Source organism: Mycobacterium sp., assembly GCF_049278535.1.
Classification (GTDB): domain Bacteria; phylum Actinomycetota; class Actinomycetes; order Mycobacteriales; family Mycobacteriaceae; genus Mycobacterium.
Window position 1 is genome coordinate 1 of the sequence record NZ_JBAPMI010000326.1, and the last position, 20,934, is coordinate 20,934.

The 20,934-nt window shown below is 66.3% G+C and carries 19 protein-coding genes; 6 read left to right on the forward strand and 13 right to left on the reverse strand.

Annotated elements, in window-relative coordinates:
• A partial coding sequence (gene disA / locus WAO18_RS21430) for a DNA integrity scanning diadenylate cyclase DisA (protein WP_422208241.1) occupies window positions 1–1,069 on the forward strand: 1,069 nt, incomplete at its 5' end.
• A 16-nt stretch (window positions 1,070–1,085) separates the two neighbouring features.
• Here the strand turns inward: disA and WAO18_RS21435 are convergent.
• The 3 genes from WAO18_RS21435 to WAO18_RS21445 are packed head-to-tail and all read right to left on the reverse strand — an operon-like array spanning window position 1,086 to window position 5,129.
• Window positions 1,086–1,874: a hypothetical protein gene (locus WAO18_RS21435; protein ID WP_422208242.1), complete on the reverse strand. Its 789-nt coding sequence runs from the start codon at window positions 1,872–1,874 to the stop codon at window positions 1,086–1,088.
• A gap of 20 nt (window positions 1,875–1,894) precedes the next feature.
• Entirely contained in the window at window positions 1,895–4,783 is a 2,889-nt protein-coding gene (locus WAO18_RS21440) for an RND family transporter (protein ID WP_422208243.1), read from the reverse strand.
• Window positions 4,776–5,129 carry a hypothetical protein gene (locus WAO18_RS21445; protein ID WP_422208244.1) on the reverse strand — a complete coding sequence of 118 codons (354 nt, stop codon included), beginning with the start codon at window positions 5,127–5,129 and terminating at the stop codon, window positions 4,776–4,778. Before WAO18_RS21445 ends, WAO18_RS21440 begins: the two co-directional genes overlap by 8 nt.
• 133 nt (window positions 5,130–5,262) lie before the next feature.
• On the opposite strand from WAO18_RS21445, the gene WAO18_RS21450 reads away from it, so the two are divergent.
• Together WAO18_RS21450 and WAO18_RS21455 are read left to right on the forward strand one after the other, a co-directional pair.
• Window positions 5,263–6,465, forward strand: a complete 1,203-nt coding sequence (locus WAO18_RS21450) for a sensor histidine kinase (RefSeq protein ID WP_422208245.1) — start codon at window positions 5,263–5,265, stop codon at window positions 6,463–6,465.
• Window position 6,466: 1 nt separating this feature from the next.
• Complete coding sequence (locus tag WAO18_RS21455) at window positions 6,467–7,138, forward strand: response regulator (protein WP_422208246.1); 672 nt, start codon at window positions 6,467–6,469, stop codon at window positions 7,136–7,138.
• On the opposite strand, the gene WAO18_RS21460 is transcribed toward WAO18_RS21455, so the two are convergent.
• On the reverse strand, window positions 7,135–7,764 hold the full coding sequence (locus tag WAO18_RS21460) for a carbonic anhydrase (RefSeq protein ID WP_422208247.1): 630 nt from the start codon (window positions 7,762–7,764) through the stop codon (window positions 7,135–7,137). The two genes, WAO18_RS21455 and WAO18_RS21460, sit on opposite strands and share 4 nt — an antisense overlap.
• 25 nt (window positions 7,765–7,789) lie before the next feature.
• Here WAO18_RS21460 and WAO18_RS21465 point away from each other — a divergent pair, with 25 nt between their 5' ends.
• Window positions 7,790–8,671, forward strand: a complete 882-nt coding sequence (locus WAO18_RS21465) for an A/G-specific adenine glycosylase (RefSeq protein WP_422208248.1) — start codon at window positions 7,790–7,792, stop codon at window positions 8,669–8,671.
• On the opposite strand, the gene WAO18_RS21470 is transcribed toward WAO18_RS21465, so the two are convergent.
• Complete coding sequence (locus WAO18_RS21470) at window positions 8,668–9,426, reverse strand: alpha/beta fold hydrolase (protein ID WP_422208249.1); 759 nt, start codon at window positions 9,424–9,426, stop codon at window positions 8,668–8,670. The genes WAO18_RS21465 and WAO18_RS21470 overlap by 4 nt on opposite strands.
• Window positions 9,427–9,535: 109 nt before the next feature.
• On the opposite strand from WAO18_RS21470, the gene mhuD reads away from it, so the two are divergent.
• Both mhuD and WAO18_RS21480 read left to right on the forward strand, forming a co-directional pair.
• Window positions 9,536–9,853 carry a mycobilin-forming heme oxygenase MhuD gene (mhuD, locus tag WAO18_RS21475; RefSeq protein ID WP_422208250.1) on the forward strand — a complete coding sequence of 106 codons (318 nt, stop codon included), beginning with the start codon at window positions 9,536–9,538 and terminating at the stop codon, window positions 9,851–9,853.
• A complete protein-coding gene (locus WAO18_RS21480) occupies window positions 9,828–11,189 on the forward strand; it encodes a serine hydrolase (RefSeq protein ID WP_422208251.1) in 1,362 nt (453 codons plus the stop codon). Before mhuD ends, WAO18_RS21480 begins: the two co-directional genes overlap by 26 nt.
• 47 nt (window positions 11,190–11,236) lie before the next feature.
• Here WAO18_RS21480 and clpC1 read toward each other — a convergent pair whose 3' ends face one another.
• From clpC1 to WAO18_RS21520, 8 genes are all read right to left on the reverse strand, one after another.
• Complete coding sequence (gene clpC1, locus WAO18_RS21485; protein WP_422208252.1) at window positions 11,237–13,783, reverse strand: ATP-dependent protease ATP-binding subunit ClpC; 2,547 nt, start codon at window positions 13,781–13,783, stop codon at window positions 11,237–11,239.
• Between the two features lie 250 nt (window positions 13,784–14,033).
• A complete protein-coding gene (gene lsr2, locus WAO18_RS21490; RefSeq protein WP_422208253.1) occupies window positions 14,034–14,372 on the reverse strand; it encodes a histone-like nucleoid-structuring protein Lsr2 in 339 nt (112 codons plus the stop codon).
• Window positions 14,373–14,492: 120 nt separating this feature from the next.
• The gene (gene lysS, locus WAO18_RS21495; protein ID WP_422208254.1) at window positions 14,493–15,992 is read right to left on the reverse strand and encodes a lysine--tRNA ligase; all 1,500 of its coding nucleotides are present in this window, start codon (window positions 15,990–15,992) and stop codon (window positions 14,493–14,495) included.
• 43 nt (window positions 15,993–16,035) lie between these two features.
• Window positions 16,036–16,851 (reverse strand): type III pantothenate kinase, encoded by an 816-nt coding sequence (locus WAO18_RS21500; protein WP_422208280.1) that lies wholly within the window; start codon window positions 16,849–16,851, stop codon window positions 16,036–16,038.
• Between the two features lie 13 nt (window positions 16,852–16,864).
• Window positions 16,865–17,272 carry an aspartate 1-decarboxylase gene (panD, locus tag WAO18_RS21505; RefSeq protein WP_422208255.1) on the reverse strand — a complete coding sequence of 136 codons (408 nt, stop codon included), beginning with the start codon at window positions 17,270–17,272 and terminating at the stop codon, window positions 16,865–16,867.
• On the reverse strand, window positions 17,272–18,216 hold the full coding sequence (gene panC, locus WAO18_RS21510; RefSeq protein ID WP_422208256.1) for a pantoate--beta-alanine ligase: 945 nt from the start codon (window positions 18,214–18,216) through the stop codon (window positions 17,272–17,274). The genes panD and panC overlap by 1 nt, the downstream gene beginning before the upstream one ends.
• Window positions 18,213–19,124 carry a Rossmann-like and DUF2520 domain-containing protein gene (locus WAO18_RS21515; protein WP_422208257.1) on the reverse strand — a complete coding sequence of 304 codons (912 nt, stop codon included), beginning with the start codon at window positions 19,122–19,124 and terminating at the stop codon, window positions 18,213–18,215. The genes panC and WAO18_RS21515 overlap by 4 nt, the downstream gene beginning before the upstream one ends.
• A gap of 111 nt (window positions 19,125–19,235) precedes the next feature.
• Window positions 19,236–20,882, reverse strand: a complete 1,647-nt coding sequence (locus WAO18_RS21520) for a DUF6779 domain-containing protein (protein ID WP_422208258.1) — start codon at window positions 20,880–20,882, stop codon at window positions 19,236–19,238.
• Window positions 20,883–20,934 lie beyond the last annotated feature (52 nt).

Here is a 20,934-nt window from a genome sequence, read left to right on the forward strand (position 1 = left end):
ACGCCCCACCCTGCGTGAGGCGGTTGCCCGGCTGGCGCAGGGCACCGCACTGCGCGACGGCCTGGAGCGCATCCTGCGCGGCCGGACCGGTGCACTGATAGTCCTCGGCTGCGACGACAGCGTGGAAGCGATCTGCGACGGCGGGTTCTCCCTCGATGTGCGGTACGCGCCGACCCGGCTTCGAGAGCTGTGCAAGATGGATGGCGCCGTGGTGTTGTCCACGGACGGCAGCCGAATCCTGCGGGCCAACGTGCAACTGGTGCCGGACCCGTCGATACCCACCGACGAATCCGGAACCCGGCACCGCTCGGCCGAGCGGGCCGCCAGCCAGGTCGGCTATCCGGTGATCTCGGTCAGCCACTCGATGAGCATCGTGACCGTCTACCTCAGCGGCGAGCGCCACGTGCTGGCCGATTCGTCGACCATCCTGTCGCGGGCCAACCAGGCCATCGCCACGCTGGAACGCTACAAGGCCCGGCTCGACGAGGTGAGCAGGCAGCTGTCGCGGGCGGAGATCGAGGACTTTGTCGCGCTTCGCGACGTGATGACGGTGGTGCAGCGACTCGAGCTGGTCCGGCGGATCGGCGTCGAGCTGGATTACGAGGTCGTCGAGCTGGGCACCGACGGCCGCCAACTGCGGCTGCAGCTCGAGGAGTTGCTCGGCGGCAACGATGCCTCCCGCGAGTTGATAGTGCGCGACTACCACGCCAACCCCGAGCCGCTGTCCAAGGCGGAATTGGCGGCGACGCTCGAGGAGCTCGATGCCATGTCGGACGCCGAGCTGCTCGACTTCACCACAATGGCAAAGGTTTTCGGCTATCCGTCGACGGCAGAAGCTCAAGACTCTGTGGTGAGCTCACGCGGCTACCGCGCGATGTCGGAGATTCCGCGGCTACAGTTCGCCCACGCCGACCGGTTGGTCCGCGAGTTCGGCTCGCTGCAGGGCCTGCTGGCGGCCAGCGCGGGCGACTTGGAAGCCGTGGAAGGGATCGGCGAAATCTGGGCCCGCCATGTGCGAGAAGGGTTGTCGCAGTTGGCCGAATCGACCATCGGCGACCCGATCGGCTGAGTCAGCCGAGTAACGGTCAGCCGCCGGGAGCGGGCGGCGGACCGGGCAGCGGCCCAGGTCCCGGCAGGCCGGGAAGTCCGGGCGGAGGCGGCGGCGCGGCCCCCGGGGCTAGCGGCGGAGCCAGGATGAAGGGAACCGCAAGCGAGCGCAGGTTGCCCAACTGCACGACGAGGTTGTAGGTGCCGGGCCCGATCGCCGGCCGCGGCAGCGGGCAATGTGGAGCCGAGCCCATGCCGGTCCAGGTCACCGAGGTGGTCACCTGCTCGCCGGGCGCAAAGGTCTTGACCAGAGTCTCGTTGGACGGCGCGCAGTCCAGGTTCGACCACAGCCGCTTGTTGTCCAGCGAGTAGACGTAGGCCGCCAGGACAGCGGCTCCGACATCGCGCTTACAGGCCACCAGCCCGATATTGGTGACGACCATGACGAATTTCGGCTGGTCGCCGGTGGCGTACTGCGGGGCGTTGGTCAGACCCTTGACCGCCAGCGTGGAGTCGGGGCAGTCGTCGCCCTCTTTGAGTATCGGCGGCGGCTGCACCGCCGCGGTCGGTGTCCCGGCCGGCTGGTCGGTGTTCTCGGCCGCCGGCGGCTGCACCTGAGTGTTGACCTCGGGTCCCTGGTTCTGCTGGCCTTGTGCGGCAGGCTTTTTCGCGGTGCCGGAGGTGTTGGCACCGGCGTTACCGCTCAGAACGGCAACCAAGATCGCGACGACGATGGCGACCACGACGACCGCGATGCCTATCGCCAATCCCCGGCGTCGCCAGTAAATCTCCGGCGGCAGCGGGCCTCGTGGTTCCAGATCCAGCACATTCACACGGTAAGGCCAGGTCACGTCGATAGGGTCGACCCAACCCGGCGTGTCGCCCAGTTAACCGAGGATGTCGATCCAACGGCGACCGGTTGGCTGCGCGGCGCGTCCACCGCTCGGGCGGGCAGACGGGGCCACCAGAACCAGCGACCGAGCAGCGCGACCAGCGCCGGCATCAGAAATGTCCGCACCAGCAAGGTGTCCAGCAGCAGGCCGATCCCGACGGTCAAGCCAACCTGCTCGATGCTGAGCACGGTGCTGCCGGCCAGCGCGAACATCGTGATTCCGAATACGATGCCGGCGGTGGTCACCACGCCACCGGTGGCCGCGAACGCGCGGATGACGCCGGTGCTGATTCCGGCGCGCAACTCCTCCCGGATCCGCATCGCCAGCAGCAAGTTGTAGTCGGCACCGACGGCTACCAATGCGATGAACGCCATCGGCGCCACGGCCCAGTGCAACGGTTGGCCAAACAGGTACTGACTCACCAACACGCTGACGCCCAGCGCCGACGCGTACGACACGATGACGGTGCCGACCACCGCCACCGCCGCGACCGGACTGCGCAACATCATCGCCACGATCACGAAGATCAACGCCAACGTCGCGCCGACCAGCAGGACGATGTCACTGTGCACAAATTCCTGCAGGTCGCGGGTCGCCGGGCCCACGCCGGCCAGGCCGACCGATACCGGGGTCAGCGTCCCCTCCTTGGTCGCCTCGGCGATAGCGGTCTGGATCTGTCGAGCGCGCTGCGCTCCCTCGGGCCCCCACTCGTGTCGATCGCCGTAAGCCAGCAGATACGTCACGCGGCCGTCCGACGAAACCAGATCGTTCAAGGCCTGCCGATACCGCGGGTCGGATAGCGCCCGGTCGGGCAGGTAGAAGCCGCCTGCGGCGCTGCCCCGGAAGCCGGCATCAAGCTCGCGCAGATAGTCCGACACCTGACGCACCTGCGGAGCGATCGAATCGGCGACCCCGCGCAGTTCACCCGTTGCCGCTTTGGCCTGGCTCAGCACGTCGCGCATCGACTGCAGCGTCTGCGGCATCCCCGCGAATGCAGTCGTTGCGGCACCCGATCCGGACGTGAGTTTTCCTGCGCCGCTGGATAACTCGCTCGTGCTCCGGATGACACTGTCGACGGGTTGCACGACACGGGACACCAGTGCGCAGATCGCGTTGGCCGGGCAGTCCGGCGTGCTGTCGACGAAGTTCCGCAACGGGGCCAGGTACCCCGACACCGCGTCGACGTTGTCACGGATGCCGTCGATGCCGGCACGCATATCGTCGGCGCCTGAACCGATCTGACGCAGACCGCCGGCGCTTCCCTGCATCCCCCGGTTGAGCTGATCGAGCGCGCCGGTCATCTGCGACAGGATCGCGTCCAGATCGCCCACTCGGCGGAATCGCTGCACGACAGCGTCCATGTCGTCGCCGAACTGCCGGCCGATCAACCCGGCCTGATAACTCAGCGTGGCCTCCTCGGGAACCGTGCCGGCCGGCCGACTCGCCGACTGCACCATGCGAATCCCGGGAATGGCCATGATCTGGCGGGTGATTCGCTCGACCGCGATAAGGCCGGCCGGATTACGCAGATCGTGGTCGGCCTCCACTGTCACGACGTCGGGCAACAACCGATTTGCCGGAAAGTGTTGAGCCATTGCGGTATAGCCGTCGTTGGATTCGGCTCCGGCCGGTGTGGCGGCCGGCTCGTTCCAGCCGGTATGCATACCGGCCAGCGGCAGGATCAACACAGCGATCAACCCGCCGCTGACCACCAGGACAGGCCCGGGCCAGCGGGCCACGACGACGCCGATGCGTCGCCAGCGGCGGGCAATCACCGACCGCCGCGGCTCCAGCATGCCGCGCCGGCCGGCCAAAGCGATGAGTGCCGGGGTAAGAGTGAGAGCAGCGGCCATCCCGACTAAAACACCTATCGCACAGGGTATTCCGGTGCTGCGGAACATTCCCACCTTGGCCAGGCTCAGGCATGCCAAGGCCGCTGCCATGGTCAGCGCCGAGCCGATGACCACCGGTGCCACACCGCGGTAGGCGTCAACCAGCGCAACGGCCCATTCGGTTCCGCGGCGTCGGCCCTCGTGATAGCGACCGATCAGGAATATCGCGTAATCGGTTCCGGCGCCGAGGATCATCGCCGCAACCAATGCGACCGAAAACAGCGACACCTCGACCACGCCGTGCTCGCCCAACAAGGCGACCAGCGGGCGGGCCACCGCCAAAGCGAGGCCGACCGAGATCAACGGGATGGCCGCGGCCACCGCCGAGCGGTAAACGAGGAGCAGTAGCAGCATGATCACCAGGACCGTCGCCGCGGTGATCAACAGCATCTGATGATCGATCGCGGCGAATTCGTCGGTGAGCGTGCCGCCCGGCCCGGTGACGTAGACGTGCAGGCCCGGCGGCGGGCCGAGCCGATGCACCGTGTCGCGGACGACGGCGACGGAGTCGCTGGCCTGCGCGGTGCCCAGCATGCCGGACAACCGCACCATCAGATCCGCGGCCCGTCCGTCATTGCTCTGCGCCGCCGACCTGGTGATCGGGTCCGCCCACAGGTCGGTGACCGAGTAGACATGTTCGGTGTCGGCCCGCAGGGCCGTCACCACCTTGTCGTAATAGCCGCGGTCGGCCGGCTGCAGCTGCTGATCACGTTCCAGCACAACGTAATCCAAGTTGTTGCTGGGTGCGCCGCCGAAGAGTTCGGCAGAGCGTTTGGCCGCGACCGCACTGGCCGCATCCGTCGGCATGAACGACCGGGCGTGCGTCGCGACGACGCGCTCCAACTGTGGCACCGCAAGGTTTCCCGCGGCGGCCGCGAGTATCCAGCCAAGCACCACGATGACGCCGTAGCGGCTGACGAACCGGGCCGCGGCCGCAAGCAGCTCAGGCAACGGTCTGCTCGCCGAAGACCGCGTCGATTTGCTGCTCATCGCGTTGCAGAGCACGAACCCGGACCGAACGCCGCGCGGCGGCATCGAGTACCGCCCGTAGCCCCGGCTCGCGGGCGGCAAGGTCGGCACGGGCTTGTTCAGCGGGAATATCGTCGTCCAGCCTTGCCGTCAGCGCTGTCAGCCAGCGCTGCTGCAGCGAAAGCAACAAACCCTCCTCGCTGCCGAACAGTCGCTGTACGTCGGCCATGTGGCCGTTGAAATCCAGTGCGGCGTCTGGGTTCTCGACGCCACGACCGATCAGGTCCGCCATGAAAGCCATTCGCTCGTGGTGCTGTGCCCATGTCATGCCAATGACAGTAGGAAGCTTTGGCGGCTCCGACATCGTGCCGCAGTTCGGTTTTCGGCCTGCTACTACGGTCGGAGTAGAACACCGCCCACAGCAGGATGTTTTCGGTGCCGATGCCTTCTACGATGGGCCGATGACGCGGGCCGGCGAGTATGCGCGCAACTGGTTTGAGCGACGCTCAGAGCTGATCCCGGAACCGTACTCATGGCTGTTCGTCGTAATGATCCAGTCGGCGTTGGTACTCACCCTGATCGGGTCGACTTTGCAGCGCGACCAAGCCGACTTGACGGCGGCCGGGGTCGCGGCAGTGTTGGCCCTCGGTCAGCTGGCGCTCTTCGTGCTCGTCGGCGTCAAGTTCAACCCGCCTGTGGTCGCCCTGACGTGGTGGGCATCCACCGCGATCCTGCTGTTCGCGACGTCGACGCCGATTGCAACCGACTTCGCCCCGCTGCTCCTTGTGCTGATGGTCGGCTGTGTCGCATCGCTGACCCCGCCCCGATGGGGCGCATTCGCGTTCGCGTCAGCGGTGTCGCTGTTGGTGGCCGCCTCGGTCACGCACCATCTCGACGGGGTAGCGCTGTACCTGGGGTTCGTCGCGCTGGGCTGGCTGGTCGGCTATCAGATGCGGACGCAACACCAATTGCTGATCAAACAGCAGAAGATGCAGGCCGAACTTGCCGAGCACGCCGCTGCCGTCGAGCGGCGCCGCATTGCCCGCGAGGTGCATGACGTGATCGCGCACTCGCTGTCGGTGACGATGCTGCATGTCACCGGTGCACGGCGGGCGCTGCAGCAGGACAGCGATATCGACGACGCGGTCGGTGCACTCATCGACGCCGAGCGACTGGGCCGTCAGGCGATGGCCGACATCCGGCGCACGGTGGGCCTGCTCGAAGCCGGCCCGACCAAGATGGCCCCCGAACCCGGCATCGCCGATATCCCAGATCTGGTCGACGATTTCGTGTCAGCCGGGCTACCCGTCAGGTTCCACACCGAAGGCCGGCCAGAGCGGGTCTCTGCCGCGGTGGGCCTGGCGCTGTACCGCATCACCCAGGAATCGCTGGCGAATATCGCCAAACATGCTGTGTCCTCTAAAACTGATGTCGGACTTACTGTTTCGGCATCGGTGGCATCTTTGTCGGTGATCAACGAAATGCCGGTAAGCGTTGCGTCGGCGCCACTGTCGCAGAGCGGACGAGGTTTGGCCGGGATGCGCCAACGGGTCGAACTGCTCGGCGGGATTCTCGACGCCGGGCCGTGCCGTCAGGGATGGTCGGTACGCGCCGAGATCCCGCTCAACGATTCGAGCCCACAAACCTGGCGGTGTGCACGCTGAGATGACCGCTCCCGACATCGCGGTACTGCTGGTCGACGACCAGGAACTGGTCCGGTCCGGGCTGCGACGGATTCTGCGCCGCAAGGACGGATTCGTCATCGTCGCCGAATGCGGCGACGGCGACGAGGTCCCGCATGCGATCGCCGAGCACCGGCCCGACGTGGTGGTGATGGATCTACGGATGAAGCGGGTCGACGGCATCGAGGCCACCCGCAGGCTTTCCGCGCCAGACTCGCCGCCGGTGCTTGCCCTGACCACCTTCAACGACGACGAGTTGCTGTCCGGCGCGTTACGCGCGGGCGCATCGGGATTCGTGCTCAAGGACTCCTCGGCCGAGGAGCTGATCCGGGCCGTGCGCGCGGTCGCACAGGGTGACAGTTACCTCGACCCGGCCGTGACGTCACGGGTGCTGACCACCTATCGCCGGGTGGCCGGCGAGCATCGATCCGATCCGGTGGCCGAGGTGACGGCGCGCGAGTGCGACGTGCTGCGGCTGATCGGCCAAGGCCGCTCCAACACCGAGATCGCCGACGAGCTCTGTATTTCCGAGCTCACAGTGAAAAGCCACATCGGCCGAATCTTCGTCAAACTGCAACTGCGCGACCGCGCGGCGGCCATCGTCTACGCCTATGACCACGGCCTCGTCACGCCGCGGTATTCGGCGGAGCGTTAGGCGTCGACCGTTTCGCCGACGTCGCCGATGACGTTGCGCATTACCACCTGCCCGTCGGCGAGGTGATACGTGGCGCCAACGATCGCCAAGTCTCCGGCGGCAACGGCTCGGGCGATGGCCGACGAGCGCTCGTGCAACTGCGTGCCGGTCTCGACCACATGGCGTGCCTCGAACTCGTCGGTACGAGTGAGGCCTTCACGACGGCCCAGCAATATCGACGGCGCCACCCGCTCGACCAGGTCGCGCACGTAGCCGCCCGGCAAAGCGCCGTCGTCCAGCGCCGCCAGCGTCGCCTTCACGGCACCGCAGCTGTCGTGGCCGAGGATCACGATTAGCGAGACACCGAGCGCACCCACCGCGAATTCCAGTGATCCCAATACCGCGGAGTCGATCACGTGGCCGGCTGTCCGGACCACGAACATGTCGCCCAAGCCCTGATCGAAGATGAGTTCGGCGGCCACCCGGCTGTCGCCGCAGCCGAACAGCGCCGTGGTGGGCTTTTGACCTTTGGCCAGGCTGGCCCGGTACTGGACACTTTGGCTCGGGTGCTCAGGCTGGCCCGCGACGAAGCGCTCGTTACCCTCTTTGAGTGCTTTCCACGCAGTTGCGGGATCGGTATTCGGCATGGCGGTCATTCTGCCGTAGCTGGCTATGAAGCTCTCACCAACTCAGCGTGAACTTCTGGACTGGTACGACTGGTCGCGACGCGACCTGCCGTGGCGGGATCCCGAGGTAACCCCGTGGCAGATTCTGGTCAGCGAATTCATGCTGCAGCAAACGCCGGTGTCACGGGTCGAGCCGATCTGGCGCGACTGGATAGTGCGCTGGCCGACGCCGTCGGCCACAGCGGCGGCCAGCGCGGCTGATGTCGTCAGGGCCTGGGGCAAGCTGGGCTATCCGCGGCGGGCCAAACGGCTGCATGAATGTGCCACCGTCATTGCCCGCGATTACGCCGGCGTCGTTCCCGACGACGTCGATATATTGCTGACCCTGCCCGGAGTCGGCAGCTACACCGCGTGCGCGGTGGCGTGCTTCGCCTACCAGCAGGCGGTGCCGGTGGTGGACACCAACGTGCGCCGGGTAGTGGCCCGAGCCGTACACGGGCGGGCCGACGCCGCGGCAGCGTCGGCCGTCCGCGATCATGCCGATGTATCCGCGCTGTTACCCAAAGATGGCTCCGCGCACAGGTTTTCTGCGGCACTGATGGAACTCGGGGCCACCGTGTGCACCGCGCGGAATCCGCAGTGTGGGCTGTGTCCGCTCAGCGTGTGCCGATGGCGCGAAGCCGGCTTTCCTCCTTCGGAGGGTCCGGCTCGCCGGCCACAGGGCTATGCCGGAACCGACCGGCAGGTTCGCGGTCGGCTGATGGATGTGCTGCGCGGCAGCGAGATTCCGGTCACCCGCGCCCAGTTGGACGTTGCGTGGCTCAGCGACACCGTGCAGCGCGACCGGGCGCTGGACTCATTGCTTGCCGACGGGCTGGTGGCCAAGACCAGCGACGGACGCTTCGCCCTGGCCGGCGAGGAGGGCTAGGACGCCGCCAGGAACGACTCCACCGCCCGGCGATACACCTGCGGCGCCTCGTCGTGAACCAGATGCCCGGCGCTGGCCGCATGTAAATAGGTTGTGCGATAGCCGTTTTCGCCCATTGAACGCATTTGACCTGCAGGTGTCACCGAGTTACCGGCCTCGATGAGTAGCACCGGCGAGCGCACCGCCCGCCATTGCGCCCAGTAGTCGCGGGTGCCCCACTCGGCCGCGATCTCGATCCACCTCGACGTATGCCCGTGCAGCCGCCACCCGGTGGCGGTCCGGTCGAAGGCCTCCAGGAAATACCGGCCGGCGAGCTCGCCGAATTCTGCGAATACCTGTTCAGCAGAGTCGAATTCGGCTGGCAAGCTGTGTAGCCACGGCTCCCACGGGCCGGTCGTGCGACCGCGGAAGTCCGGCGCCATATCCTCGACGACCAGCGCCGAGACCAACTCGGGATGCTCGGCAGCCAGACACCAGGAATGCAGCCCACCCATCGAATGCCCGACCAGGCGTACGGGGGCGCCCAGCGCGGTCACGGCGTCACCGAGGTCTTGGACAAAACGTTCGGTGCTGATCGGACACGGATCGGCGACATCGCGACCGCGGTGCCATGGCGCGTCGTAGGTGTAGACAGCGCCCAGCTCGGTCAGCCACGGCAGCTGACGCGACCAGGTGGTCCCACGGCCCATCAGACCGTGCACCAAGACCACCGGCTCACCTCGTCCACCATGATGGGTTAGCAGATCAGCGGCCATGCACCTATCTTTGCGTGCTTTAGGTCGCCAACGGGTTGATTGCTCGGCTCCTCCTCGGGCCGCTAGCGGCCCGCATCGTCGCCTTCGGGCGGCACGGTAGCCTAGCGCCATGCCAGTGGTGAAGATCAACGCGATCGAGGTGCCGGCGGACGCAGGCCCCGAGTTGGAGAAGCGGTTCGCCCACCGCGCGCATGCGGTGGAGAACTCGCCGGGTTTCCTCGGCTTTCAGCTGCTTCGTCCGATCAAGGGCGAAGACCGGTACTTCGTCGTGACGCAGTGGGAATCCGAAGAGGCGTTCCAGGCGTGGGCGACCGGGCCTGCCATCGAGGCGCACGCCGGTCACCGGGCCAATCCGGTGGCGACGGGCGCGTCGCTGCTGGAGTTCGAGGTTGTGTTAGACGTTGCCGGATCCGGACACACGGCGTAGTCCGCGCCAGGGCCGACTCCGCGTCGCGGCACTGACTTCCGCCGCCGTATTGGTCGCCGCCCTGAGCCCGGGTTGCGCACCACCGCCAGCGCCGTCCGCTAACGCGGCGGGCGCCGGCCGGCAGATCAACATGAGTACGCCGGCCGGTCTGCGAGCTCAGCAGACCCTGGACATGTTGAACTCTGACTGGCCGATCGGCCCCGTCGGGGTCGGTACCCTTGCCGCCCCGAAGATGGTCAACCAAGTCCAGACCATGATGGAAAAGCTGTGGTGGGACCGACCGTTCACGTTCCGCGGAGTCGACCTCAAAGCGGGTGTCGCCACCTTGCAGTTGACGACGTCGTACGGTGCGCAGCAAGAGATTCGGATACACACCGCCGATGACACCTTGGTGGACGGGTTCGATCTCACCACGCTGGCCCCGAAAATCTCGTCATGGCGTGACGTCGACACGACATTGAGCAAGACCGGCGGCCGCTACTCATGGCAGGTCTCCAAGATCGATGACGGCCAGTGCGATCGGGTCGCCGGCACCAACTCCGATTTATCACTCCCGTTGGCGTCGATCTTCAAGTTGTACGTGCTCTATGCCGTGTCGGATGCCGTCAAGGCCGGCACGGTGTCGTGGGACGATCAGCTGACCGTGACCCAAAAAGGCAAGGCCGTCGGTTCAAGCATGGATTTGCCGGTGGGAGCGAATATTTCGGTACGCACCGCGGCCGAGAAGATGATTGCCACCAGCGACAACATGGCCACCGACATGTTGATCGGGAGGGTCGGCCCACAGGCCGTCGACAACGCGCTGGCCAACGCCGGCCACCATGATCCGGCCGCGATGACGCCGTTCCCGACCATGTACGAACTCTTTTCGGTCGCGTGGGGCCGACCGGACGTTCGCGAGAAGTGGAAGCAAAGCAACCCGCAGGAACGCGCTGCGATGCTAGAGGAAGCGAACTCCCGTACTTACCAACCGGATCCGTGGCACGCTCACGTGCCCGCCTCGATATACGATGCGGAATGGTATGGCAGCGCCGAAGACATCTGTCGGGTGCACGTGGCACTGCAAGCCGGCGCGGTGGGCGCAGCCACACCCGTCAAGACGATCTTGGACGCCTCCCCGGGTGTGAACCTCGATCGCAACAAATGGCCGTATATCGCCGCGAAGGCCGGCGGCCTGCCGGGTGACCTGACGTTCAGCTGGTATGTGGTGGACCGGGCCAGGCAGCCATGGGTAGTCAGTTTCCAGTTGAACTGGCCTCGCGATCACGGGCCGAGCATCACCGGTTGGATGCTGCAGGTTGCCAAGCAGGTCTTCGCACTGATACCCACCCAATAGCAAAGGGGCGAACACCCGATTGGTGACCGCCCCTTTGTTTTGTCGATTTACTCGGTGGTGGCCGCCGGGCTGCCGGCGGCATGGGCTCCTGCGTTCGCCAGGTCGGCCTGCTCGGCGGGCTTGCGGGCACCGGTGAAGGTGAACACCGCATCCTCGCCGGAACCCTCCCCGTCCCAGTTGTCCACGTCGACGGTGACAATCTGGCCCGGGCCGACCTCTTCGAACAGGATCTTCTCGGACAGCTGGTCCTCGATCTCCCGCTGAATGGTGCGCCGCAGCGGACGAGCACCCAACACCGGGTCGAAGCCACGCTTGGCCAGCAGTGCCTTGGCCTTGTCGGTGAGCTCCATGGCCATGTCCTTGGCCTTGAGCTGCTTGCCCACCCGGCCGATCATCAGGTCGACCATCCGGATGATCTCGTCGCGAGTCAGCTGGTGGAAGACGATGATGTCGTCGATACGGTTGAGGAACTCGGGCCGGAAGTGCTTCTTCAGCTCGTCGTTGACCTTCTGCTTCATCCGCTCGTAGTTGTTGTCGCCGCCCCCCTGAGTGAAGCCCAGCCCGACCGCCTTGCTGATGTCGGACGTACCCAGGTTGGACGTGAAGATCAGCACCGTGTTCTTGAAATCGACGGTGCGACCCTGCCCGTCGGTGAGCCGGCCGTCCTCGAGCACCTGCAACAGGCTGTTGTAGATCTCCTGGTGCGCCTTCTCGATCTCGTCGAACAGCACCACACTGAAGGGCTTGCGCCGCACCTTTTCGGTGAGCTGGCCGCCCTCCTCGTAGCCGACGTACCCGGGAGGGGCACCGAACAGCCGCGAAGCGGTGAAGCGGTCGTGGAACTCACCCATGTCGATCTGGATGAGCGCGTCGTCGTCGCCGAACAGGAAATTGGCCAGCGCCTTGGACAGCTCGGTCTTACCCACACCGGACGGGCCGGCGAAGATGAACGAGCCGGACGGGCGCTTGGGGTCCTTCAACCCGGCGCGGGTACGGCGGATCGCCTTGGAGACCGCCTTGACGGCGTCGCTTTGGCCGATGATCCGCTTGTGGATCTCGTCCTCCATCCGCAGCAACCGGGTGGTCTCGGCCTCGGTGAGCTTGAACACCGGGATACCGGTCCAGTTGCCGAGCACTTCGGCGATCTCGTTGTCGTCAACCTCGGCAACAACGTCGAGATCACCTGAGCGCCACTGCTTTTCGCGCTCAGCACGCTGGCCTACCAGCTGCTTTTCGCGATCGCGCAGGCTGGCCGCCTTCTCGAAGTCCTGCGCGTCGATCGCGGACTCCTTCTCCCGGCGGGCGTCGGCGATCTTCTCGTCGAATTCGCGCAGGTCTGGCGGAGCCGTCATCCGGCGAATCCGCATCCGGGCGCCGGCCTCGTCGATCAGGTCGATCGCCTTGTCAGGCAGGAACCGGTCGTTGATGTAGCGGTCGGCCAGGGTGGCCGCGGCAGTGATCGCGGAGTCGGTGATGGACACCCGGTGGTGCGCCTCGTAGCGGTCCCGCAGACCCTTGAGGATTTCGATGGTGTGCTCCACCGTGGGCTCGCCGACCTGCACCGGCTGGAACCGTCGCTCCAGGGCGGCGTCCTTCTCGATGTACTTGCGGTACTCGTCGAGGGTGGTGGCACCGATGGTCTGCAGCTCGCCACGGGCCAGTTTCGGCTTGAGGATCGATGCCGCGTCGATCGCGCCCTCGGCCGCTCCGGCACCGACCAGCGTGTGCAGCTCGTCGATGAACAGGATGATGTCGCCGCGGGTGTTGATCTCCTTGAGCACCTTCTTGAGGCGTTCCTCGAAGTCACCGCGGTAGCGGCTGCCGGCCACCAGAGAACCCAGGTCGAGGGTGTAGAGCTGCTTGTCCTTCAGCGTCTCGGGAACCTCGCCGTGCACGATCGCCTGCGCGAGACCTTCCACGACCGCCGTCTTGCCGACGCCGGGTTCGCCGATCAACACCGGGTTGTTCTTGGTGCGCCGGGACAGCACCTGCATGACCCGCTCGATTTCCTTCTCGCGGCCGATGACCGGGTCGAGCTTGCCCTCCATGGCCGCAGCCGTGAGGTTGCGACCGAACTGGTCGAGCACCAGCGACGTCGACGGGCTGCCCGACTCGCCGCCGCGGCCACCGGTGCCGGCCTCCGCGGCCTCCTTGCCCTGGTAGCCGCTCAGCAGCTGGATTACCTGCTGGCGAACCCGGGTGAGCTCGGCACCCAGCTTGACCAGAACCTGCGCTGCGACGCCCTCACCCTCACGGATCAGACCGAGCAGAATGTGCTCGGTGCCGATGTAGTTGTGGCCGAGCTGCAGCGCCTCGCGCAGGCTCAGCTCTAAGACCTTCTTCGCGCGCGGAGTGAACGGGATGTGGCCGGACGGAGCCTGCTGGCCCTGTCCGATGATCTCCTCGACCTGGCTGCGGACACCCTCGAGCGAGATGCCCAGTGATTCCAGCGACTTGGCCGCTACCCCTTCGCCTTCGTGGATGAGACCCAGCAGGATGTGCTCTGTGCCGATGTAGTTGTGGTTGAGCATCCGGGCCTCTTCTTGCGCCAGGACGACAACCCTGCGGGCACGGTCCGTAAAACGTTCGAACATTGGCGGTTACCTGCTCTCCATCACCATCGGTACTTCGTCATTCTCGGCTCAGGGGCCGACACCGCGTACCTGTCGTCCACTGTAGTGCGCGACCGGCCGGGCCACCTACCTCGCGGTTGGACTACCCCGTCCCGCAGTTCCCGGCTACAACGCCGTTGCACCAGTGCAACGCGGGAAAACTGAGATTCGTTTCCCGCTTGAGTGATCGATCAGTTCGCCACCAGCGAAAGCGCGTCCACCCGCGCTCGGCCTAGGTCGCGGCGTGGAATGCGTCGATCACGTCGGCCGGGATCCGGCCCCGGGTCGAGACGTTGTGGCCATTACGACGGGCCCAGTCCCGAATTGCCGCGCTTTGCTCGCGATCGATGGCTCCACGGCCGCGACCGGAGCTGGAACGTCCACGCCTACGACCGCCCACCCGACGGGAGGCTTCGACCCACTGCTTCAGGTCGTGGCGGAGTTTCGTCGCATTCTTGGCCGACAGGTCAATCTCATAGGTCACGCCATCGAGTCCGAATTCGACTGTTTCATCGGCGGCCCCTTCGCCGTCGAAATCATCAACAAGGGTGACGGTCACTTTTTTCGCCATTGGCTGAGCCTTCTGCTTTCTTCTTAGACACTTGCCATACAGGACAAGTGGTCGGACCGCCCCCGTCGCACTAATCTGCCATACCCCGACGGGTTATTCAATACAGCGCGTCAACCGTGCTCAGTTGCTATGCGGGCGGACAATAGGAAACAATACAGTCTCTCTAATTGACAGGCCGGTCAAAGCCATCAGCAAGCGATCGATGCCCATTCCGGTTCCCGTGCACGGCGGCATAGCGTGCTCCAGGGCAACAAGAAAATCCTCATCGAGCAGCATTGCCTCGTCGTCGCCGGCCGCCGCGGCCCGGGCCTGCTCAGCGAACCTTTCCCGCTGCACCACCGGATCGACTAATTCCGAATATCCGGTGGCCAGTTCGAACCCGCGAATATACAGGTCCCACTTCTCGGTAACACCGGCGATGCTGCGGTGCTGACGCGTCAAAGGCGTTGTCTCGACCGGAAAATCCTTCACAAACGTGGGCGCCGTCAGCCCGTCGCCGACGGTGTGTTCCCAAAGTTCCTCGACCAGCTTGCCGTGCCCATACCCACGATCGGTGGGTACCTCTACTCCGAGTCGTGCGGCGACAGCAAGCAAGTGATCGACGCTGGTGTTTGGTGTGATCTCTTCGCCAAGAGCCGCCGATAGTGACGGATACATTTCAATCGACGCCCATTCTCCGTCGATGTCATAGACGCTGCCGTCGGGTAGTGGAAGTTGTCGTGTACCGATCGCGTCGTCCGCCACCTGTTGAATAAGCTCGCGGGTTACAACAGCGGAATCGTCATACGTTCCATACGCCTGATAGGTCTCCAACATGGAAAATTCAGGCGAATGCGTGGAATCGGATCCTTCGTTTCGGAACACCCGATTAAGTTCGAACACCTTGTCAAACCCGCCGACGACGCAGCGCTTCAGGAACAGTTCCGGAGCGATCCGCAGGTAGAGGTCGATGTCGAGCGCATTGGAGTGCGTGACGAACGGGCGCGCGGCCGCACCGCCTGCCAATGTCTGCAGCATCGGCGTTTCGACTTCCAGAAAGCCGCGTTGCTCCAGAGCATTGCGTAATGCGCGAATGACGGCAATCCGCTGGCGGGCGACCGTGCGGGCCTGCGGGCGCACAATCAGGTCGACGTAGCGTTGCCGGACCCGCGACTCTTCGCTCATGTCCTTGTGTGCCACCGGCAGCGGTCGAAGCGCCTTGGAGGCCATCTGCCAGCTGTCGCCGAGCACCGAAAGCTCGCCGCGCCGCGAGCTGATCACCTCGCCGTGGATGCCGACGATGTCGCCGATGTCGACGTCGGCCTTCCATTCGTCGAGGGCTTCCTGGCCGACGCTGGCTAGGCTGAGCATCACCTGCAGCTGGGTGCCGTCGCCTTCTTGGAGGGTGGCGAAGCACAACTTGCCCGAGTTGCGGGCGAATACCACGCGGCCGGTAACCGCGACGATGTCACCGGTGACCGAATCTGCGGGCAGATCGGGATATGCGGCGCGGATCTGCGCCAGGGTGTGGGTGCGCCCGACTTCGACGGGGTAGGGGTCGCGGCCCTCGGCGGCAAGGCGGGCGCGTTTGTCCCGGCGTATCCGGAACTGCTCAGGGATATCTGCGTCGCCGGCGTTCACGACCTGCCAGCTTAAAGGACTGAAGATCGCCTCCAGTGCGCGGTCAGCGTGCCGTCTTGAGCCGTCCCCGCTGGCTATCGCGGTTGCGCTCGAACACCAGCCTCAGACCCTGCAAGGTCAGGTGCTGGTCGTAGTGATCGACCGAATGCAACTCGGCCAGCAGCAGCGGCGCCGTGTGTCCGGTCGCGACCACCGTGACGTTGTCGCCGGCGAACCCGTCGACATCGTTGCGGATCCGGCCGACCAGGCCGTCGACCAACCCCGCGAAGCCGAACACCGCACCGGCCTGCATGCATTCGACGGTGTTCTTACCGACCACGGAACGAGGGCGGGCCAACTCGACGCGGCGTAAAGCGGCCGAGCGCGCCGCGGCGGCATCGGACGACACCTGGATGCCCGGCGCGATCGCGCCGCCCAGGAACTCACCTTTGGCGGACACCACGTCAACGCAGATGGAGGATCCGAAGTCGATCACGATCGCTGGGGTTCCGTACTTCTGAAAAGCCGCCAGACAGTTGACGATTCGATCGGCCCCAACTTCTTTCGGGTTGTCGACCAGGAGCGGAATGCCAGTGCGAACACCCGGTTCGATCAGCACGTGCGGCACCGTCGGCCAGTATTGCTCGAGCATCAGCCGCACCTCGTGCAGAACGGATGGCACCGTGGACAGCGCTGCCGCGCCGGTGAGCTGATCCGAATCGTCGCCGATCAAACCGTCGAGGGTCAGCGCAAGCTCGTCTGCGGTGATCTCGGATTCGGTGCGAATCCGCCACTGCTGCACGACCTTCGCCTGTTCCTTGGAACCGGAGATCAGCCCGATCACGGTGTGGGTATTGCGGACGTCGATGGCCAGCAGCACGACTAGAAAGCCTTCATCGCGGCGAGACCAACTCGCCCGCATCGGCAGGAACGAACGCCGGGTCACTGCCCAGATCGATCGCCCGGTTCTCGGCGTCGACGAACACGATCTTCGGTTGGTAGCTGCGCGCCTCGGCATCTTCCATCTGGGCGTAGGCGATCAGGATCACCAGGTCGCCGGGGTGCACGAGATGTGCGGCAGCCCCGTTGATTCCGATCACACCACTGCCGCGCTGACCGGTGATCGCGTAGGTGACCAACCGCGCGCCGTTGTCGATGTCGACAATGGTCACCTGTTCGCCCTCGAGCAGGTCGGCGGCGTCCATCAAGTCGGCGTCGATCGTCACCGAGCCGACATAGTGCAGGTCCGCCTGCGTGACGGTGGCCCGGTGGATCTTCGACTTGAGCATGGTTCGTAACATCAATTCCTCCAATGTGATTCGAGGGAATCAGCCGAGACGGCGGGCACTCGCCCGTCGACGCCGACGGTAGTTCCGATTTCTATTGCGACGTTGTCGAGCAGCCTGGTTTTGCCGAGTCGGGCGGCGACCAGTAAGCGTCCGGCGCCGCTGACCGGGGCCGGCCCCAGGGCGCTGTCGCGGACCTCCAGGTAGTCCACGTCGATCGCGGGTACCGCCGACAGCACCGCGCGGGCCGCGTGCAAAGCGGCGTCCGCGCCACCGGGGGCGGCGTGCGACCCGGCCAGCAGGGCTGCCGACAGGATGCCGGCCAGCTCGCGGTGCGCGGCGCTGAGATAGCGGTTGCGCGAAGACATCGCCAACCCGTCGGTCTCCCGCACGATCGGCACACCGACCACCCGGACGTCGACGTTCAGGTCGGTGACCATCTGGCGAACCAGCACGAGTTGCTGATAGTCCTTCTCCCCGAGGAAGATTCGGTCAGGTGTCACGATCTGCAGCAACTTCAAGACCACGGTGAGCATGCCGGCGAAATGTGTAGGACGGGCCGCACCCTCGAGCTCGGATCCGAGCGGGCCGGGATACACCGTGGTACGCCGGCCGTCCGGATACATCGCCGCAGCGCTTGGGGTGAAGGCTATTTCGACCCCCTCACCACGCAGCAGCGCCAAGTCATCGTCAAGGATCCGCGGGTAGGCGTCCAGATCCTCGTCGGCGCCGAATTGTAAGGGGTTGACGAAGATCGAGACCACCACCACCGACCCCGGGACTCGCTTGGCCGCACGGACGAGCGCGAGGTGTCCGTCGTGCAGTGCGCCCATGGTCGGCACCAGCATCACCCGTCGACCGGTGTGCCGCAGGGCGCGGCTGACCTCGCCGACATCGCTGAGGTCGGCGTAGACGTTGAGTTCGCCGGCGTTGAACTTCGGCGGCCGTTGGATACTCACCGGGCAAGCACCTCGAGCACCTCGTCGGGTGCGTGCACCCGCTCGGCGGTGCGCATCGCGTTGACCCGATATGCCTGTGCCAGTTGCGGATCGACCGCCTCCAGCGCGCTCAGGTGATCGGCCACAGCGCCGGCATCACCGCGCGCGATCGGGCCGGTCAGCGCCGCCTCGCCGCGCTGCAGCGTGTTCTCCAGGGCCGCGCGCGCCAGCGGTCCGAGAATGCGCTCGGCGATGCCACCGGGCTGATTGTCGACGAGTTGCTGGCCGAGCAGTTCGGTGCCCGACACCGCGGCCCGCAAAGCGTCAAGAGCGTCGGCGACCACCGTGACGATGTGGTTGCCGGCGTGGGCCAACGCGGCGTGGTAGAGCGTGCGGGCCCGCTCCGGAACGCGGAACGGCTCGCCGCCGATCTCGAGCACCAGCGACTGCGCGATCGCATAACCGACCTCGTCGGCGGCGGTGATCCCGAAGCAGGTATCGGCCAGCCGCGCGATGTCCTCGTCGGAGCCGGTGAACGTCATCGCCGGATGAATGGCCAGCGGTATGCAGTTTTGGGCGCTCAGCGGTGCCAGCACGTCGACGCCGTTGACGCCCGAGGTGTGCGCGACGATGGTGCCCGGTCGCACCGCGGATGTTGCGGCCAGGCCCGAAACCAGGCTCGCCAGCTCGGTGTCCGGCACGGCTAACAGCAACAACTCTGCGTTGCCGGCGACGTCGGCAACCGGCGCCACCGGAGTGTCCGGTAGCCATCGGTGGGCACGCCGACGGGATGCGTCGGACACGGCGCTGCACGCGACCACCACGTGGTCGACACGCTCGAGCGCGACACCCAGCGCGGTGCCGACCCGGCCAGCGGAGATGATCCCCACCTTGAGCCGGGCGGGCCGTAATCCGTCGAACTGCACCATCGCAGACGACCCTCACAAGTCTCTTGTTTCGTTCCAGTCCCGCGTAGCGGGTACCGGACGGTCGTAAAGACTTTACCGCGGCACGGCAGCTATGAGGCTGTGGTGTTCGCCTCAGTCTTCGCGACGCCGGCGCCGGCCGCCCTCAGATGGGGCGCTTTGCAAACGTGCCAGCAGGTCGGCGACCGACTGGCCGCCTGACTGTGGCTCGTCGGTCTCGGAGAACTCGTCGTTGCTGCGATGGCGGGCGCTCGGCGGCGGCGACATCGCAGGCTCCTTGTCCTGCGGTGGCGGCATCGACGGTGGTGGCGGAGGCGGAGGAGGCGACATCGTCGGCGCCGGAGTCGCCGGTCCGTCCACGCCGGGGTCGGGGTAGTCGGCGGAATGACGGGATCGGGCCCGGCGGCCTGACTCGCCCCAGTCGGCTGCGGGCTCGCCGGACGGGGAATCGGCGGGGCCGCCGGAATGCCGTCCACGCCGTTCAACCGGCGAGGACGGCGGCACCGACGGCGGTTCGCCGATGCTCGGCGAGCGATGTGAAGCCCTGTCGCGTGATGGCGCGTTGTCGTACGCCCACGAGGCCGACCCCGCGCTGTCGGCCGGGCCGGCGTTCCAATTGCTGCCGGGCGCACCGGGCGGCAACCACTGCCCCTCGGAACTGACCGGCTGCCAGGACGGCTGCTCCTGCGGGCGGGGCGCTTCCGGGGACGGCGGCCAGGGAATCCGCGCCCTTACCGGGGGCGGCTCGGGCTGTGGGGGCGGCTCGGGCTGTGGCTCGGGCTGTGGCTCGGGCTGCGGGGGCGCCTCGGCCCGGCGATGCGAACGTCGCGGGGGCGGTGGCTCGGATCGCTCAGGCCGGGGGGTGGACGCAGGGGGCGCCCATCCGCCGGGCTGGGGTTGCAGGTCCGGTGGCGGCCAGCTCTGGCCTTCGTGCGGACGCTCGGCGGCAGGAGCGGGCGGCGGGCCCGGTGCGGCCCAGGCACCCGGCTGTCCGGTGTCGCTGCTTTGACGCCAATGCGCACCCCGTTCCGCTTCGGGGGGCTGCTGTGGCTCGGGCGTCCGGTTCTGCCGGTGCTCCGCATACGCGTCGACGGGCTGCTGCTGGGCGTATGTCGGCTGATAGCTCTCCGCCGCGGGCTGTCGTGGCGGGGTCGGGACCAGCGGCTCCTCGTGCACGTCGATGATCGTGTCGTCGACGCGCCGAACCGGCTCTTCGGCCCGCACCGACGCGACCCGGTTGACTCGTTCGCGCGCGCTCTCGTGGTCGCGTTCCCATTCGCTATAGCCGCGCACGGTCTTGCGTTCGCTCTCCAACGCCGGACGCTCGCTGAGCTCGGCGTCGAACAGGATCTCCAGGTTGGTACGCAGCGCGGCGAGCTCGGCCCGCAACTCCGACACCTCGTCGGAGGCCTGCGCCCGCAGCTCGCTGGCCAGCTCGCGGCGCAGCTGGGACTCCACGGTGAGCTCATACTCGCGACGGGCGGAGATCTCCCGGTCCAATTGCAGGTCGTAGACCAGCTTCAGGTCGCGGGCCCTTGCCTGATCCACATCGCTCTGCCTGCGGTAGAGCACCGATACGAACGCGGCAACCACGGCGGCCCACAAGGCGAGGATCACCGCCAGCTTGAGGAGCTCTACCCGGCTGGTGAAAACCAGCGCGGAACTGGCACCGATCGCCAGGACCAGCAACGTGGTCAGTAGCACCCAACCCGGCCTGCGGCCGCCGCGCCGAACGCGGACGCCGCGGGACAGATCGGTCATGGCCCAAATGTACCGGCCCGAGGTCGCTCCGCGTGTCGCCGTGCTTCGGCGT